General features: G+C 47.4%; 11 protein-coding genes. 7 read left to right on the forward strand and 4 right to left on the reverse strand.

Annotated features, from left to right (window positions below; all coding sequences use genetic code 11):
- Positions 1-266: 266 nt before the first annotated feature.
- The 3 genes from rpoB to HMPREF9429_RS03545 all read left to right on the forward strand — a co-directional run bounded on the left by rpoB (position 267) and on the right by HMPREF9429_RS03545 (position 9,614).
- Positions 267-3,968: a DNA-directed RNA polymerase subunit beta gene (rpoB, locus tag HMPREF9429_RS03535; protein ID WP_006941695.1), complete on the forward strand. Its 3,702-nt coding sequence runs from the start codon at positions 267-269 to the stop codon at positions 3,966-3,968.
- A 27-nt stretch (positions 3,969-3,995) separates the two neighbouring features.
- Positions 3,996-8,228 carry a DNA-directed RNA polymerase subunit beta' gene (gene rpoC, locus HMPREF9429_RS03540; protein WP_006941696.1) on the forward strand — a complete coding sequence of 1,411 codons (4,233 nt, stop codon included), beginning with the start codon at positions 3,996-3,998 and terminating at the stop codon, positions 8,226-8,228.
- A 219-nt stretch (positions 8,229-8,447) separates the two neighbouring features.
- On the forward strand, positions 8,448-9,614 hold the full coding sequence (locus HMPREF9429_RS03545; protein ID WP_006941697.1) for an iron-containing alcohol dehydrogenase: 1,167 nt from the start codon (positions 8,448-8,450) through the stop codon (positions 9,612-9,614).
- Positions 9,615-9,694: 80 nt separating this feature from the next.
- On the opposite strand, the gene HMPREF9429_RS03550 is transcribed toward HMPREF9429_RS03545, so the two are convergent.
- The 4 genes from HMPREF9429_RS03550 to HMPREF9429_RS03565 are packed head-to-tail and all read right to left on the reverse strand — an operon-like array spanning position 9,695 to position 13,359.
- Entirely contained in the window at positions 9,695-10,813 is a 1,119-nt protein-coding gene (locus HMPREF9429_RS03550) for a metal ABC transporter permease (protein ID WP_006941698.1), read from the reverse strand.
- The gene (locus tag HMPREF9429_RS03555; RefSeq protein ID WP_006941699.1) at positions 10,797-11,678 is read right to left on the reverse strand and encodes a metal ABC transporter permease; all 882 of its coding nucleotides are present in this window, start codon (positions 11,676-11,678) and stop codon (positions 10,797-10,799) included. The genes HMPREF9429_RS03550 and HMPREF9429_RS03555 overlap by 17 nt, the downstream gene beginning before the upstream one ends.
- Positions 11,675-12,409, reverse strand: coding sequence for a metal ABC transporter ATP-binding protein (locus tag HMPREF9429_RS03560; protein ID WP_006941700.1), 735 nt, complete (start codon positions 12,407-12,409; stop codon positions 11,675-11,677). The genes HMPREF9429_RS03555 and HMPREF9429_RS03560 overlap by 4 nt, the downstream gene beginning before the upstream one ends.
- An 11-nt stretch (positions 12,410-12,420) precedes the next feature.
- Positions 12,421-13,359: a metal ABC transporter solute-binding protein, Zn/Mn family gene (locus tag HMPREF9429_RS03565; protein WP_006941701.1), complete on the reverse strand. Its 939-nt coding sequence runs from the start codon at positions 13,357-13,359 to the stop codon at positions 12,421-12,423.
- Positions 13,360-13,636: 277 nt separating this feature from the next.
- On the opposite strand from HMPREF9429_RS03565, the gene HMPREF9429_RS03570 reads away from it, so the two are divergent.
- The 4 genes from HMPREF9429_RS03570 (at position 13,637) to fusA (ending at position 16,960) form a co-directional block, all read left to right on the forward strand.
- On the forward strand, positions 13,637-13,882 hold the full coding sequence (locus HMPREF9429_RS03570) for a ribosomal L7Ae/L30e/S12e/Gadd45 family protein (protein WP_006941708.1): 246 nt from the start codon (positions 13,637-13,639) through the stop codon (positions 13,880-13,882).
- 80 nt (positions 13,883-13,962) lie between these two features.
- Positions 13,963-14,334: a 30S ribosomal protein S12 gene (rpsL, locus tag HMPREF9429_RS03575; protein ID WP_006941710.1), complete on the forward strand. Its 372-nt coding sequence runs from the start codon at positions 13,963-13,965 to the stop codon at positions 14,332-14,334.
- A 46-nt stretch (positions 14,335-14,380) separates the two neighbouring features.
- Positions 14,381-14,851 (forward strand): 30S ribosomal protein S7, encoded by a 471-nt coding sequence (rpsG, locus tag HMPREF9429_RS03580; RefSeq protein ID WP_006941712.1) that lies wholly within the window; start codon positions 14,381-14,383, stop codon positions 14,849-14,851.
- Positions 14,852-14,887: 36 nt separating this feature from the next.
- Complete coding sequence (gene fusA, locus HMPREF9429_RS03585) at positions 14,888-16,960, forward strand: elongation factor G (protein ID WP_040773669.1); 2,073 nt, start codon at positions 14,888-14,890, stop codon at positions 16,958-16,960.
- Positions 16,961-17,005: the final 45 nt, after the last annotated feature.

Consider the following 17,005-nt stretch of genomic DNA (forward strand, 5'->3'; position numbering starts at 1 on the left):
TCCTTGTCACAAATGTCTTGATACACTACAATAATACTTGACAAATTCATATCAGCTTGTTGACGAGGAAAAACTCGTGTGCTATAATAACTCATTGCAGAATATCCAGCAGAAGGTCTGTTTTTATACACGGAGGCATTCATCCTTAACAAGGAAAATTAAGCAAGGTTCAGGTTATGTCAGAGCCTTGCTTTTTTGTCGCTTTTCCGTAAACTCAGGGCTTCCGTTTTAAGAGATTTACTTTTTATAAGGGGTGAAGTTGCAGCATGTTCAAACCTGTACAAGTAGGGAAGAGAACTCGGTATACGTATGCGAAGATTAACGAGGTCTTGAAGATGCCTCATTTGTTGGATTTGCAGACCAAATCTTACAAATGGTTTTTAGAAAAAGGGTTAAAGGACATATTTAAAGATATTTCGCCGATTGAAGACGCATCGGGCAATCTGTCCTTGTCTTTTGAAGACTTCTCGTTAGGCGAACCGAAATATGATATTCGAGAATGTAAAGAACGGGATACGACGTATTCCGCACCTCTTCGCGTGCAGATCAGCCTTCTCGACCGCGGGACGGGTGAGAGAAGAAGCCAGGAAGTATTTATGGGTGACTTCCCTCTGATTACCGATACAGGTACGTTTATTATCAACGGTGCCGAACGTGTTATTGTCAGCCAATTGGTGCGTTCTCCCGGCGTGTACTACGGTCGTGAAATCGACCCTATGGGCATTCGTCTGTACAGCTCTACCATCATCCCTAATCGCGGTGCCTGGATTGAATTGGAAACGGACACAAACGGTATCGTCTATGCCCGTATCGACAGAAATCGGAAGATTCCGGCAACGGTTCTTATTCGTGCCCTCGGCTGGCCGACAAATAATGATATTATGGAACTTTTCTATAATGACCCTCGGTTACAGGCTACATTTGAAAAGGATACGACAGAATCGCAAGAAGAAGCTCTTGTAGAAATCTATAAAAAACTTCGCCCCGGCGAACCTCCGACAGTGGAAAGCGCACGCAGCCTATTTGAAGGCTTGTTTTTCGACCCTCGTCGCTATGACATGGCTAGAGTCGGTCGTTATAAGGCGGCTCGTAAGTTGGGTTGGGAGCATCGTCTTTTCGGAATTACCTTGCATGAACCTATCGTTAACAGCGAAACGGGTGAGCTCGTATTACCGGCACAGACTGTTATCGGAGCTGAAGAAATCGCTAAGATTAAAGAAAGCGGCGTCTTTAACTTTGACGGACTGATTGAAGTATTTGCGGAAAAACAGGACGGTACGGTTGCCAAGATTATTTGCAATAACAGCAACTTGCCTTATGACCACCGGACGATTACAAAAGAAGATATTATTGCCAATATAGGCTATTTGTTAAACCTTATGGACGGGTTCGGGAATGTGGACGATATCGACCATTTGGGCAATCGTCGTCTTCGTTGTGTCGGTGAATTATTGCAGAACCAGTTCCGTATCGGTCTTACGCGTATGGAACGTGTCGTACGCGAACGCATGACTGTACAGGATGCGGAATCGATTACACCGCAAGCGCTCATTAATATTCGTCCTGTAGTAGCGGCTATTAAAGAATTCTTCGGATCCAGCCAGCTGTCCCAGTTCATGGACCAGACAAACCCCTTAGCCGAATTGACACACAAACGTCGTCTCAGTGCCCTCGGCCCCGGCGGGTTATCACGTGAACGAGCAGGCTTTGAAGTTCGCGACGTACATCATTCTCACTATGGCCGTATGTGCCCCGTCGAAACGCCTGAAGGTCCGAATATCGGTTTGATTTCGTCCTTGGCGTGCTACAGTAAGGTCAATGAGTTCGGCTTTATCGAAGCCCCGTATCGTCGTGTGGACAAAACTACACACGTTGTTACGGATGATGTCCATTACATTACGGCTGATGAAGAAGAACAATATATTATTGCCCAGGCTAATGAACCGTTGGCAGAAGACGGTACCTTTGTCAATGAACGAGTTGCCTGCCGCCACGGCGAAGCCGTTTTGGAAGTGGCACGCGACCGTGTGGACTTCATGGACGTATCGCCTCGTGAAGTAGTCTCTGTCGGTACCTCTATGATTCCTTTCTTGGAAAATGATGATGCGAACCGTGCCTTAATGGGTGCGAATATGCAGCGTCAGGCCGTGCCTTTGCTGCGTACCCAGGCACCGCTCGTCGGTACGGGTATGGAATACAAGGCCGCTTGTGACTCGGGGGTTTGCATTTTGGCTAAGCATGCCGGCAAAGTAGCTCGTGTTACAGGGGATGAAATCATTATTACGACGGACGAAGGCGGTACGGATACTTATAAGCTGATTAAGTTCGTTCGTTCAAACCAGAGTACGTGTATCAATCAGCGTCCTCTCGTGTATAAAGGTGAACGGGTTGAACGCGACCAGGTCTTGGCCGACGGTATGGCTACGGACGGCGGCGAATTGGCTTTAGGGTACAATATCCTCGTTGCTTACATGCCTTGGGAAGGCTATAACTACGAAGATGCCGTTCTTTTAAGTGAAGAATTGCCTAAGAATGATATTTACACATCCATTCATGTAGAAGAATATGAATGCGATGCACGTGACACTAAATTGGGTGCTGAAGAAATTACGCGTGAAATTCCCAATGTAAGTGAAGACAGCACGAAGGACCTCGATGAAGGCGGCATTATTCGCGTCGGCGCCGATGTCGTGCCCGGTGATGTTCTTGTCGGAAAAGTTACGCCTAAGGGTGAAACGGAACTGACTCCTGAAGAACGCCTTTTGAGGGCTATTTTCGGTGATAAGGAACGGGAAGTGCGCGATACGTCGCTGCGTGTGCCTCACGGCGAATCGGGTAAGATTGTAGCGGTTCGCGTTTTCTCTCGCGAAAACAATGATGAATTACCGCCGGGGGTAAACCAGCTTGTACGCGTATACATCGCTCAAAAACGTAAGATTCATGAAGGCGATAAGATGGCCGGTCGACATGGTAACAAGGGTGTCGTATCCCGCGTTATGAGACAGGAAGATATGCCTTTCTTACCGGACGGTACTTCCGTTCAAATTGTGTTGAATCCTTTGGGCGTACCTTCTCGTATGAACATCGGACAGATTTTGGAAACTCATCTCGGTTGGGCTATGCACGAAATAGGCGTACAGATTCTCAACCCCGATAATCACTTGGCCGATAAGTTGAAAGAAATCGGTTATGACATTGATAAATACGGCATGATTCAACCTGATGAAGCGGGTGTTCATATTGCTACTCCCGTATTTGACGGAGCTCATGCGGAAGATGTATTCGAAGCCTTGCGGGTAGCGGGACTTCCCGACGACGGCAAGACCGTTCTTTATGACGGACGTACGGGCGAACCTATGGACCGCCGCGTTACTGTCGGGTATACGTACTTCCTCAAGTTGCATCATCTGGTTGATGATAAGATTCATGCTCGTTCTACCGGCCCGTACTCCCTTGTTACGCAACAGCCTTTGGGCGGTAAAGCTCAGTTTGGCGGCCAGCGTTTCGGTGAAATGGAAGTTTGGGCTTTGGAAGCTTACGGTGCGGCATATACCTTACAAGAAATGCTTACGGTTAAGTCTGATGATGTCGTAGGCCGTGTCAAGGCGTATGAAAAGATTGTTAAAGGCGAAAACATCCCCGAACCGGGCGTGCCCGAATCCTTTAAGGTACTCTTGAAGGAATTGCAGGCTATCGGCTTAAATGTTCAGATTCTGAATGAAGACAGTGAAGAAGTCGTCATTAAGGAATTGGATGATGAAGACGAGTTGGAAGTCGATGCAGGCAAGAATGATGAAATGCGCCATATTATGGAAGGCGAAGCGACAGGAGAAGCTGTCGACCGCCCTGCGGAAGATATCGTTACGGAAGATGTCGAAGAACCGGCTGATAACGGCAATGATGACGGACTCATCGGTATGGGTTATGACACCCTTACAGATGGCATCAGTGACGACTCGGAAGAATAAGAAGCAGTACAGAAGGGAGCGGTATTAGTGCTGGACGTAAATGAATTTGATTCCATGCGAATCGGCTTGGCGTCGCCTGAAAAGATTCTTGAATGGTCCCACGGTGAAGTAAAAAAACCGGAAACCATTAACTATCGTACATTAAAGCCGGAACGTGACGGCTTGTTCTGCGAACGCATTTTCGGGCCTACAAAGGACTGGGAATGTCATTGCGGTAAATATAAAAGAATTCGTTATAAAGGGATTGTTTGCGATCGCTGCGGCGTAGAAGTTACGCGTGCCAAAGTGCGTCGTGAACGGATGGGCCACATTCAGTTGGCTACACCCGTATCTCATATTTGGTACTTCAAGGGCATCCCCAGCCGTATGGGGCTGGTTCTTGATATTTCTCCTCGTTCGTTGGAAAAAGTGCTTTACTTTGCTTCGTATATCGTCCTTGATCCGGGCGATACGCCGTTGCAGAAAAAGCAGTTGTTGACGGAAACGGAATATCGTCAAAATCTTGATATGTACGGTGAAAAGTTCCGTGTCGGTATGGGGGCGGCGGCTGTTAAAGAATTATTGGCCGAACTTGACCTGGAAGCTCTCGATAAGGAATTGCGCGAAGAATTGCGTGATTCTTCGGGACAGCGTCGTGTAAGGGCTATTCGCCGCTTGGAGGTAATTGAAGCCTTTCTTCATTCCGGCAATAAACCGGAATGGATGATTTTAGATGCCGTTCCGGTCATTCCGCCCGAATTGCGCCCTATGGTACAGCTTGACGGCGGCCGTTTTGCCACGTCCGACTTGAATGATCTGTATCGACGCGTCATTAATCGTAACAATCGGTTAAGTCGGTTATTGGAATTGGGGGCACCGGATATTATTGTCCGTAATGAAAAACGTATGTTGCAGGAAGCTGTCGACGCACTTATTGATAACGGTCGTCGCGGTCGTCCCGTTACGGGCCCCGGTAACAGAGCCTTAAAGTCCTTGTCTGACATGTTAAAAGGGAAACAAGGCCGTTTCCGTCAAAACTTACTCGGTAAACGTGTTGACTATTCCGGTCGTTCCGTTATCGTTGTCGGCCCGGAATTAAAGATGCATCAGTGCGGGTTACCGAAAGAAATGGCCTTGGAACTCTTCAAGCCCTTCGTTATGAAAAAACTTGTTGAAGAAGGCAAGGCTACGAATATTAAAAATGCGAAAAAACAGGTAGAACGTGTTCAGGAAAATGTATGGGACGTTTTGGAAGATGTCATTAAAGAACATCCTGTACTGTTGAACCGTGCCCCGACGTTGCACAGACTCGGGATTCAGGCATTTGAACCGATTTTGTGGGAAGGTCGTGCTATTAAGTTGCATCCTTTGGTCTGCACGGCATACAATGCCGACTTTGACGGGGATCAGATGGCTTGCCACTTGCCTTTGTCCGTAGAAGCTCAGTCGGAAGCTCGTACACTCATGCTGTCGGCACACAATATTTTGGCGCCGAAGGACGGCAAACCTGTTGCCGTTCCTACGCAGGATATGGTGCTCGGTGCTTACTATCTGACCATGGTAAAACCGGGGTCCAAGGGTGAAGGGAAGCTTTTTGCCGATTTTGATGAAGTCATGCTTGCTTATGATGCCAAAGTCTTGGATATCGGTGCCTTAATTAAGGTTCGTATTCCCGGCCACGGTTTGATTGAAACTACGGCGGGACGCATGCTTTATAACAATCAGCTTTATGAAGCACTGCGCCGCTTCCACACGGATAAGGTTATGGTCTTTACGGATCCGAAAGATGCGGCTTTCGCGTATGAAAACGGCTTGATTGACAGTGATCACCTTGTCAAAATTAAGCGGGAAGACGGTCGGATTCTTGATTACGGATTCACGGCCATGAAGGAAGAATTCGGTGTCGACTTGGCGGCTATTCGACCGAAAGTAGCCAAGAAAATCGATAAAGAAGCGGTTGCCGCTTTTAAAGACGATAAAGAATATGTCGATGTAGAGTGCCTCGGTGTTTTGATGAATAAGAAACAAATCGGTAAACTCGTTGCCGATTGCTTCCATCTCGTAGGAAATACGGAAACGGCTTCGCTCCTCGACCGCATTAAAGCCATCGGCTATCATTACGCTCGTCAGGCAGGCATGTCCATCGCGATTTCGGATATTCAGGTTCCTGAAGAAAAGAAAGCCATCCTCAGCGAAACGGATTCGCAGGTTCTCAAGGTTACGCAAATGTTTATGCGCGGCTTGATTACGGAAGATGAACGGTATCGTAAGACGATTGCTCTGTGGGAAAAAGCGACTGACGATGTAACGGAAGCCATGATGGATAACATGGATTCGTTTAACTCTATCTTTATGATGGCCGATTCCGGGGCCCGCGGTAACAAGCAACAGATTCGTCAGGTTGCGGGTATGCGCGGATTGATGGCCGATCCGTCAGGACGTATTATCGACTTGCCTATTAAGGCAAACTTCCGTGAAGGCTTATCCGTATTGGATTACTTTACGTCCAGTCACGGGGCGCGTAAGGGCTTGGCCGATACGGCTTTGCGTACGGCCGACTCGGGTTACTTGACTCGTCGTCTCGTCGATGTATCTCAGGACGTTATTGTCCGTGAAGATGATTGCGACGTATTCGGCTTGGACCTCATTCGCGAACGCGCTCGACTCGCAGGCTCGGTACGTCAGGCAGTCAACTTATTGAGAGAAAAATTGATCGGTCGCGTATTGGCACGCGACGTAGTGGACGAAGAAACAGGAGAACTTCTGTTTGCGGAAGATCACGTTCTGACCAATGACGATCTCGATACGGTTATTGAATACAAGATTCCCAAGTTATCCTTGCGCGGCAGTCAGATGGACATTAATGACGACCTCAATCATACGAATAAGATTGAAAACGTCATGCTCGGTGCACCGGAAGACAGCATTCGTGACGCCTTGAGAGAAGCTATGGTAGAAAATATGCTCGGTAAGACGGTGGAACGTACGGTTTATGATTCCATGGGTACGGAAATTTGCCCGGCCGGCACGGCTCTTACGGAAGAAGCGATTGAACGTATTCTTTTGAGTGATGTAGAAGAAGTCAAGGTCCGCAACAATGATATTCGCGGCGTTGAAGTTACGGCTATTGTTGAAGGCGACGGCATTATCGAACCTTTGGAAGACCGGATTGTGGGCAGAACGGCTGCGGAAACCTTATTCAATAAGGATACGGGCGAAGTGATTGTTCCCATTAATGAAGAAATTATGGAAGAACAGGCGAAGGAAGTCGTTAAGTATTACGACAAAGTTCGTATTCGTTCCGTTCTTACTTGCCATAGCCGTTACGGCGTTTGCGCTAAATGCTACGGTCGTGACCTCGGCACGGGCGGTAAGGTCAATGTAGGTGAGTCGGTCGGGATCATTGCGGCTCAGTCTATCGGTGAACCGGGCACACAGTTGACTATGCGTACCTTCCACACCGGCGGGGTCGCATCGGCAGGCGATATTACTCAAGGTTTGCCGCGTGTCGAAGAATTGTTTGAAGCCCGTAAACCGAAGGGCAATGCTATTGTCACGGAAATTGACGGCGTTGTTACAATTACGGAAAAAGAAGATCATGAGGATATTCATATTGTTCATGTTACGGCTGAAGACGGTGACGAACGGAGTTACACCATTCCGTACGGAGCTCATTTGGTAGTTCATGAAGGAGATGTTATTGAAAAGGGTAGCCGTATTACGGCCGGCTCCATCAATCCCCATGATATCCTGAGAATTCAGGGTGTCGAAGCTACGCAGCGTTATCTGGTATATGAAGTACAAAAGGTATACAAATCTCAAGGTGTTGAAATTAATGATAAGCACATTGAAGTTATTGTTCGCCAGATGCTACGTAAGATGAAGATTGAAGATGCCGGTGATGCGGATGTATTGCCGGGAGACTATGTAGAACTGAATGCTTACGAAGAAATGAATCGTCGCATTCAGGCTGCAGGCGGTAAACAGGCGGAAGGCAAGGCTCTGCTTCTCGGTATTACCAAGGCGGCCTTGGCTACGGAATCCTTCTTATCCGCCGCGTCCTTCCAGGAAACAACTCGCGTACTTACGGACGCTGCTATTAAAGGTAAGGTTGACCCCTTGCTCGGCTTAAAAGAAAATGTTATTATCGGTAAGCTGATTCCTGCCGGTACGGGAATGAGCCGTTATCGTAAGGTAAAGGTAGTTAAACCCATTTCTCTTGTTGAGTACGAGGAAGAAGATCCTATTTTGTCGGATTCCGTCGCTATTGACGGAGAATAATACATATAAGTTCGTTCGGGTATGGAGGAATGTACCTCCTCCGGACGGATACTACAAAGGGACTCGCTTATAAGCGAGTCCCTTTGTAGTATCTATTGCAATACTTGTATGGCTATAGATTGTTAAAAGGATGATATATTCGGTATAATGAATATAACTGCATGTCTAAAAATGCATATGAACAAGTGTACCGTATGCCCTTTATGAAGGAGGACTATTATGTTAGGAAATTTTAAATATGAAAATCCTACGGCTTTATATTTCGGTAATAAGGCGATGGATTATTTACACAGAGAACTCCCTAAGTATGGGAAGAACGTTGTTCTCATTTACGGCGGCGGCTCTATTAAAAAGAACGGCATATATAACCGCGTAATGGAAATTTTAAAAGAAAACGATAAGAATGTAGTTGAAGATGCGGGCGTTATGCCTAACCCCACGCTGGATAAAGTATTGGAAGGTCGAGAAATAGCCAGAAATCACAAGGCGGATTTACTGCTTGCCGTCGGCGGCGGTTCGGTTATCGATTATGCTAAGGCCATATCCGTATCCGTTCATACGGAAGGCGATCCGTGGGAAAAATTCTTTGCAGGTCGTGAAAAGCCGTCCGAGAATATTGTGCCCGTCGGTTGTGTATTGACCATGGTCGGTACGGGTTCGGAAATGAACAGCAATTCTGTTATTACCAATACGGCTCAAAAGCGCAAGGTCGGCAGAAACTTTGGCGAACAGGTGTGCCCGAGATTTGCCGTGCTGAACCCCGAATATACATATACCCTTCCTCAGTATCAAATGGTGGCCGGTATCTTCGACATTATGTCGCATATACTGGAACAGTATTTTAGCGGTGAAGACGATAATACGTCCGACTATCTGTCCGAAGGCCTGCTTCGCTCCTTGATTCATGCAAGCCGTATTGCCGTAAAGAATCCGACGGATTATGAATCCCGCAGTAATATTATGTGGGCGGCAACGTGGGCTTTAAACTCTTTAATCGGCAAGGGAAAGTCTCAAGATTGGATGGTGCATATGCTCGGTCAGTCTGTCGGGGCTTTTACGGATGCTACGCACGGAATGACATTGGCGGCCGTATCTTTACCGTACTATCGACATATTATGTCGGCCGGGTTGGCAAAATTCAAACGCTATGCCGAAAACGTCTGGGATGTAGACGGTACGGGGAAGAGTGATGAAGAAATTGCGTCTGAAGGGTTGCAGCGTATGGAAGCGTATATGAAAGAAATCGGCGTCGTTCTTCATGCAGCCGAGCTGGGAATGACTGAAGATATGGTTGAAGGTATAGCTGAAGGAGTCAGCATTTTAAAAGGCGGGTACAAAGAATTGACTCGACAGGAAGTAATCGATATTTTAAAACAGAGTATGTAAGCTATGAAATAAATAGTGTGTAAATCTATAGAAGGGTTCTTGCATTGGTGCAAGAACCCTTCTTGTGTCTTAAGTTCAGCTTAGTCAAGTGATTTCAATAATTTCGTGTCTTTCATTCGTTCAATCCCTTTGTGAGACAGCTTGTAGATGCCGTTTTCTGCAACCAGTAAGTCTTGCTTCATTAAGCGACGAGTGATTTTTTTTAAAAAACGCGGTGACCAGTGCAGATGCTCATGGATGGTACCTGTACCGTTTTCAACAAGGGCGCAAGATGTATTCTGGTGGGTAAAGACGTGAAATAAGAGGGTTTCCTCACCATAGCGGACATGTAGATGTCTGCGATAAAGTATTTTGGACATAATCCCGACTCGAGGTGAAGCGATAAGGGATACCGTAAAGATTAATCCTATGACGGATGCCACCATTCCGGCAATAGAGGTGTTCAGAAGAAAAGCGAGTTGTGTGCCGCTTACGGCTGCACAGACGGCAATGAAAAGGGCACTGATGATCATCTTCGTTACGGACTTGGCGAACAAATAGGCGATGGCCGCGGGGCCTATCATTAAAGCAATGACCAAGATGGCTCCGACAGCTTGAAAGGACACAACGACTGTCAACGATACGGAGGTCATCAGCAGGTAATGCAGAAGGTGCGGTCGAAAGCCGTAAAATGTGGCGAGTAAAGGATCAAAGGTGGACAATTTCAACTCCTTTGATAAGCAGATTACCATAAGGAGATTCAGGAGGCAGATACAACTTGTCGACCAAAGTGCGGCAGGTCCTGCGTCGAGCCCGTTTAATATCAGCCGATCGAAGGGAGCAAAGGCGATTTCTCCCAGTAAAACCGTATCCGTATCCAAATGAAGATGGCTACCGTAAAGGGTGATTAAGATAACGGCGAGGGAAAAGAGAAGCGGGAAGATAATGCCTACCGATGCATCTTCGGCAAAGAGGCGGGTGCGGCACAATAATTCCGACAGCCAAACCGTCAAAATTCCCGTTGCGGCAGCCCCGAGAACTAACAAGGGCGAGGTCAGATCTTTCGTGAAGAAAAAGGCCGCCACAATGCCTAAAAGGACGGTGTGCGTAATGGCGTCAGCCGTCATAGACATACGTCTTAAGACCAAAAACACGCCGGGAATGCTGCAAGCCACGGAGACGACAGTAATAATCAAGAGTATCTCAGTTTGTGCGTTCATAAGATACGATACACCTCCTTAAGCCTCGATATATGATTCCGTATTTGGGAGAAAAAAGGAGGCTGATGAATACAATCGTTGATAAGCAGACGATAATTGCCGGACCTGTAGGCAGTTTGGTAACAGAGGCACTCCATATCACACCGCCGATACCCGAGAGTGCGCCGAAGAAGCCGGCCAGTGTAATCATAGTGCCTAATTTGTCGGTCCATTGTCGGGCTGCCGCCGCAGGGGCAATCAGTAGAGAGCTTATGAGAACAGCTCCTACGGTTTGAATACCGATGATTACGGTTAAAAGAAGCATGCCGCGATATAGGACCGTTACTGCCGTAACGGGTATTTGTAAGGTGCGGGCGTATTCTTCATCAAAGGATGTCAGCTTGAGTTCCTTCCAAAAAATAAGTACAAGCAGGATTATCAGTACGGCCGCGGCCGAAGTCAAATAGACATCTTTTATCATCATAGAGGCGGCCTGGCCGAAGATAAACTTTGTAAGACCTGCTTGAGAGGCGTTGTCAAGGCTTTGGATATAGGTAAGTAAAACCATACCGAAGCCGAAGAATGAAGATAAGAGAGTTGCCAGGATTGCGTCGAATTTTATTTTTGTGTAACGCACGGTCAAAGCTATGAGCCAGGATGTTATAAGTGACGACACGGCAGCACCGGTCAACAGCCATACCGTATCTTTCGTACCGCTCCATAAGAAAGCCAGAGCAATGCCGGGAAGGGCTGCATGAGAGAGGCCGTCGCCGATAAGACTTTCTTTGCGTAAGACGGCGAAGGTGCCGATAATGCCGGCCGTCAAGCCGAGTAGTGCCGCGCCGACGATAATGATCCAAAAGGTGTATTCGTTCCACAGATTCATAAGACGACCTCTTGCAGGTTATAAGCCTCTTTCAAGGAGGCGGCGGTAAAGGCCTCAGTCGTTTTACCGCAGGCTACGGTACGTACATTGAGGAGAGTGATCCAGTCGAAATAGGAGCGAACCGTATTCAAATCGTGATGAACGACAACGACTGTTTTACCTTTATTCTTCATTTCCTTGAGGATGGTAATAATTGTTTCTTCCGTTTTTTTATCGACACCTTTAAACGGTTCATCCATGAAATAGATTTCGCCGTCTTGAACCAGGGCGCGGGCCAGGAACACCCGTTGTTGTTGGCCCCCGGATAATTGTTTGATTTGCCTGTTTCCGTAATCGGCCATACCGATTTTTTCCAGTGTACGTAAGGCCAATTCCCGCTCTTTCTTGCCGGGTCTTCGAAACCACCCCAGATGTCCGTAACGTCCCATGAGGACGACATCCAAAACGGTTGTAGGAAAATCCCAATCGACGCTGCCGCTTTGCGGTACATATACGATTTGCTTTTTATCTTCTTTAAACACGCTCAAGGTACCGTTTACATAAAACTTAACGCGACCGGAAATGGTAGGAATAAGGCCCAGAGCTGCCTTTAAAAGCGTGGATTTACCGGCCCCGTTAGGACCGAGCACGGCAGCCAGAGCCCCTTGAGGGACCTTCATATCCACGTCCCAGAGAACGGGATGCCTGTCATAGGCTACGGTCATATCTTCTATTTCTACAGCCCAGTTCACAGTGTACCTCCTTATTTTAAGGCGTCGACAATCGTGTCTATGTTTGCTTTTATCATACCGATGTACGTACCGGCCGGACTGGTCGTCGTATCGAGAGAGTCGGAGTATAATTCTCCGCCGACAACTACATTCCAACCTTTGGCTCGGCAAGCTTCCTGGACTGCTTCGATCGTTTTGTGAGGTACTGACGATTCCACAAAAATGGCCTTTATTTTATGGTCCGTAATAAATTGCACCAAGTCGGCCATGTCGCGAGTACCGGCTTCAGAGGCCGTACTTACGCCTTGCAGCCCGCGTACTTGAAAGCCGTAAGCACGAGAAAAATACTGAAAAGCGTCATGTGCCGTTACGAGGATCCGAGAATTTTCCGGAATTTCGGCACTCCTTTTTTTAACATACTCGTTCGTTTCGTCTAATTGTTGCAAATAAGTTTGCGTTCTTTCCTTGTAATGGGCGGCGTGCTCAGGATCTTTTTCAGCCAGAGCTTTTTCTACGGCTGTAGCCGCTTTTTTCCAATTTTCCACGTCAAACCAAATATGCGGGTCTTGGGCAGCCGCACCCTCGTTTTCAAAGGTCAGAATGCTTTCCGCAGGAAGACTGTCGGCTACGTAAACGGTAGAGATTCCCTTGTTTTCAACGTTTTTCAAAACATCTCCCATTTTTCCTTCCAAATGAAGGCCGTTGCAAACAATGAGGTCTGCACCGGATAAGGTTGTTACATCGCCGGCGCCGGCCTGATAAAGGTGGGGGTCTACGCCGGGGCCCATGAGCCCTGTCACGGTCACATCGTCACCGCCGATTTGAGAGACTAAGTCTGTAAGCATGGTAGTCGTAGCTACGACATGAAGCTTCTCGCCCTTTTTTACCGGTTGAGATTGACTGCCGCAGGCCGTAAGGAAGAGCAGACATAAGGACATCAAAAGAAATAGTGAAAGCAGTCGTTTTTTCATAAAGCCTCCTTAAAAAAATGAACATAAGGTTTCCAGGTATCATACTTTACTTAAGAATATCATAAATGATATTTATTCTCAAATAAAAGAGGAGAAATCGGTAAAGTCGGTTTTCATAAGATAAGGAATAGGAAATACCCGGAAACGTGTAATAATGAACGGTGAATTCGTGCAGTTTATCGGTGAAAAAGGATTGACAGACAAAAGGGGGAATGATAAAATACGTAAGTGTTGCAGTGTGTGCAACATTTATTTTTGCGGGTAAGGGGTGTGTTTCGTGAGCTTGGAAAGTTTGCGTACGGCGAGAAAAACAGTCGGTGCGAAACAAACGTTAAAGGCGATGAAGCGGAACGAAGTGTCCGCAATATATCTTGCTAAAGACAGCGATGAGGCTGTCGTTCGTCCTTTGGCGGACTGCGCCGCTCAAGCGGACATAGTCGTCGATTCGACATATACTATGGAAGAATTGGGTGAGGCCTGCCGCATTAAAGTAAAGGCGGCAGCCGTAGGTCTGTTAAAGTAATTTCGGTAATATCATCTAAAGGGATATTCCCGGTGATGATTACAAATATAAATCTAATTGTTTAGAGAGGAGGTGCCCATATGCCGACAATTAACCAATTGGTTCGTAAAGGTCGTCAGACATCCGTTAAAAAATCGACGGCTCCGGCCTTGAAAGAATGCCCGCAAAAGCGCGGTGTCTGCACTCGTGTGTACACAGCTACGCCGAAGAAGCCTAACTCCGCTTTGCGTAAGGTTGCTCGTGTTCGCTTGACGAACTCTATCGAAGTAACGGCTTATATCCCCGGCATTGGTCACAATTTACAGGAACACAGTGTTGTATTAATTCGCGGCGGTCGTGTCAAGGACCTTCCGGGTGTACGTTATCACATCGTGCGCGGCGCTTTGGATACTGCAGGTGTTGCAGATCGTAAGCAGTCCCGTTCGAAATACGGCGCTAAAAAGAGCAAATAATTTTTGCCGCAGTAATTGATAACTTACATTTAAGGAGGAATTAGACATGCCTAGAAAAGGCCCCGTGCCGAAGCGCGATGTATTGCCGGATCCGGTATATCATTCCAAACTCGTTACGCGCTTCATTAACAAAGTAATGTTGGACGGTAAAAAGGGTGTTGCCGAATCCATCGTTTATGATGCATTCGATATTATCCGTTCCAAAATGAATAAAGACCCTATGGAAGTATTTGAACAGGCTTTGAACAACGTTATGCCTGTATTGGAAGTTCGTGCTCGCCGTGTCGGCGGTGCTAACTACCAGGTTCCCGTTGAAGTTCGTGCAGATCGCAGATTGTCCCTCGGTATCCGTTGGACTGTAGGCTATGCGCGTAAACGCGGTGAACGTACAATGAAAGAAAAACTTGCTGCCGAATTGATGGACGCATTCAACAATACCGGCGCCGCTATCAAAAAGAAAGAAGATACTCATAAGATGGCGGAAGCAAACAAAGCGTTCGCTCATTATCGTTGGTAAGAGTAAGTTACTACTATTGAGGAGTGGAAGAACATCGTGGCAAGAGAATATTCCTTGGAAAAAACAAGAAATATCGGTATCATGGCTCACATCGATGCCGGTAAAACCACGACGACGGAACGTATCCTTTTCTATACCGGCCGTGTACATAAGATCGGCGAAGTCCATGACGGCGCCGCTACTATGGACTGGATGGCACAGGAACAGGAACGCGGTATTACGATCACGTCCGCAGCTACGACAGCTCATTGGAAAGATCACCGCATTAACATCATCGATACTCCGGGGCACGTTGACTTCACAGTCGAAGTTGAACGTTCCTTGCGTGTACTCGACGGCTCCGTTGCCGTTTTCTCTGCAAAAGGCGGTGTAGAACCTCAGTCTGAAACCGTATGGCGTCAGGCTGAACACTACAAGGTTCCGCGTATTGCATTTATTAACAAGATGGATACGACCGGTGCGGACTTCCTGAATTGTGTGGACATGATGAAGGATCGTCTCCAAGCCAATGCCGTAGCCATTCAGCTTCCTATCGGTGCTGAAAATGACTTCACCGGTATTGTCGACCTCGTAACGATGAAGGCCGAAATTTACGGTGATGACCTGGGCAAACAAATCGATATCGTTGAAATTCCCGACGATATGAAGGACCAGGCCGAAGAATATCATCAAATCATGGTAGAAGCCATCTGTGAAACGGATGACGCTCTCATGGAAAAATACTTGGAAGGTGAAGAACTTTCCGTAGATGAATTGAAAAAGGCTATTCGTAAAGCGGTTGTAACGAACGCTATGTTCCCCGTACTGTGTGGTTCGGCGTACAAGAATAAAGGCGTTCAGATGTTGCTCGACGCAGTTGTCGACTACATGCCGTCGCCTTTGGATATTCCGCCCGTAGCGGGCATTATTCCCGGTTCTGAAGAACCGGCTGAACGCAAGGCGGACGACAAAGAACCGTTCTCCGCGTTGGCGTTCAAAATTATGGCTGACCCCTTTGTAGGGAAACTCGCTTTCTTCCGCGTGTACTCCGGTACTCTCGATGCGGGCACGTATGTGTTCAACTCGACAAAGGGCAAGAAGGAACGTGTCGGCCGAATCTTACGTATGCACGCTAACCACCGTGAAGAAGTTCAGACGGCGTACACCGGTGATATCGGTGCCATTGTCGGCCTGAAGGATACAACGACGGGGGATACGTTGTGCGACGAAAAGAACCCCATTATTTTGGAAAAAATGGAATTCCCCGAACCGGTTATTTCCGTAGCTGTTGAACCGAAGACGAAAGCCGACCAGGAAAAGATGGGCGTTGCCCTTGCTCGCTTGGCCGAAGAAGATCCGACGTTCAAAGTTAAGACGGATGCCGAAACGGGTCAGACCATTATCTCCGGCATGGGCGAATTGCACTTGGATATCATCGTTGACCGCATGGCTCGTGAATTCAAGGTAGAAGCTAATGTCGGCAAACCGCAGGTTGCATACCGTGAAACGATTCGCAAGACTGTTAAACAGGAAGGCCGTTTCGTTCGTCAGTCCGGTGGTCGCGGTCAGTACGGCGATTGCTGGCTCGAACTGATTCCTCAGGAACCGGGTGCGGGCTTCGAGTTTGAAAACAAGATTGTCGGCGGCGCTATTCCTCGTGAATATATCGGCTCTGTCGAAGCCGGTGTAAAAGAAGCGATGGAAACGGGTGTTCTTGCAGGTTTCCCGATGGTAGATATTAAGGTTGTCGTTTTTGACGGTTCATACCATGATGTCGACTCTTCGGAAATGGCCTTCAAGATTGCCGGTTCTATGGGCTTCAAAGAAGGTGCGCGTAAAGCGGACCCCGTACTTCTCGAACCGTATGTTAAGGTTGAAGTCGTTGTCCCCGAAGATTACATGGGCGATGTTATCGGCGACTTAAACTCTCGCCGCGGTCGTGTAGACGGAATGGAAATGCGCAGCGGTGCGGAACATATTAATGCGTTCGTACCCTTGGCTGAAATGTTCGGTTATGCAACGGACTTGCGTTCCAAGACGCAGGGTCGCGGTGTTTATACAATGACTTTCGACCACTACGAAGAAGTTCCTAAGAATGTAGCGGAAAAAGTTATCAGCGAAAAAGGCTAATTTTAATCGCATTGGAGGAAATGTACAATGGCAAAAGAAAAATAC

Origin of the sequence: Megasphaera micronuciformis F0359 (genome assembly GCF_000165735.1) — a bacterium.
GTDB lineage: Bacteria > Bacillota > Negativicutes > Veillonellales > Megasphaeraceae > Megasphaera > Megasphaera micronuciformis.

Bases quoted from the DNA above. Each gene is read 5' to 3' on its own strand.
- HMPREF9429_RS03550 (WP_006941698.1), bottom strand. From the start codon at position 10,813: ATGAACGCACAAACTGAGATACTCTTGATTATTACTGTCGTCTCCGTG.
- rpsL (WP_006941710.1), top strand. From the start codon at position 13,963: ATGCCGACAATTAACCAATTGGTTCGTAAAGGTCGTCAGACATCCGTT.
- HMPREF9429_RS03555 (WP_006941699.1), bottom strand. From the start codon at position 11,678: ATGAATCTGTGGAACGAATACACCTTTTGGATCATTATCGTCGGCGCG.
- HMPREF9429_RS03565 (WP_006941701.1), bottom strand. From the start codon at position 13,359: ATGAAAAAACGACTGCTTTCACTATTTCTTTTGATGTCCTTATGTCTG.
- rpsG (WP_006941712.1), top strand. From the start codon at position 14,381: ATGCCTAGAAAAGGCCCCGTGCCGAAGCGCGATGTATTGCCGGATCCG.
- HMPREF9429_RS03545 (WP_006941697.1), top strand. From the start codon at position 8,448: ATGTTAGGAAATTTTAAATATGAAAATCCTACGGCTTTATATTTCGGT.
- rpoB (WP_006941695.1), top strand. From the start codon at position 267: ATGTTCAAACCTGTACAAGTAGGGAAGAGAACTCGGTATACGTATGCG.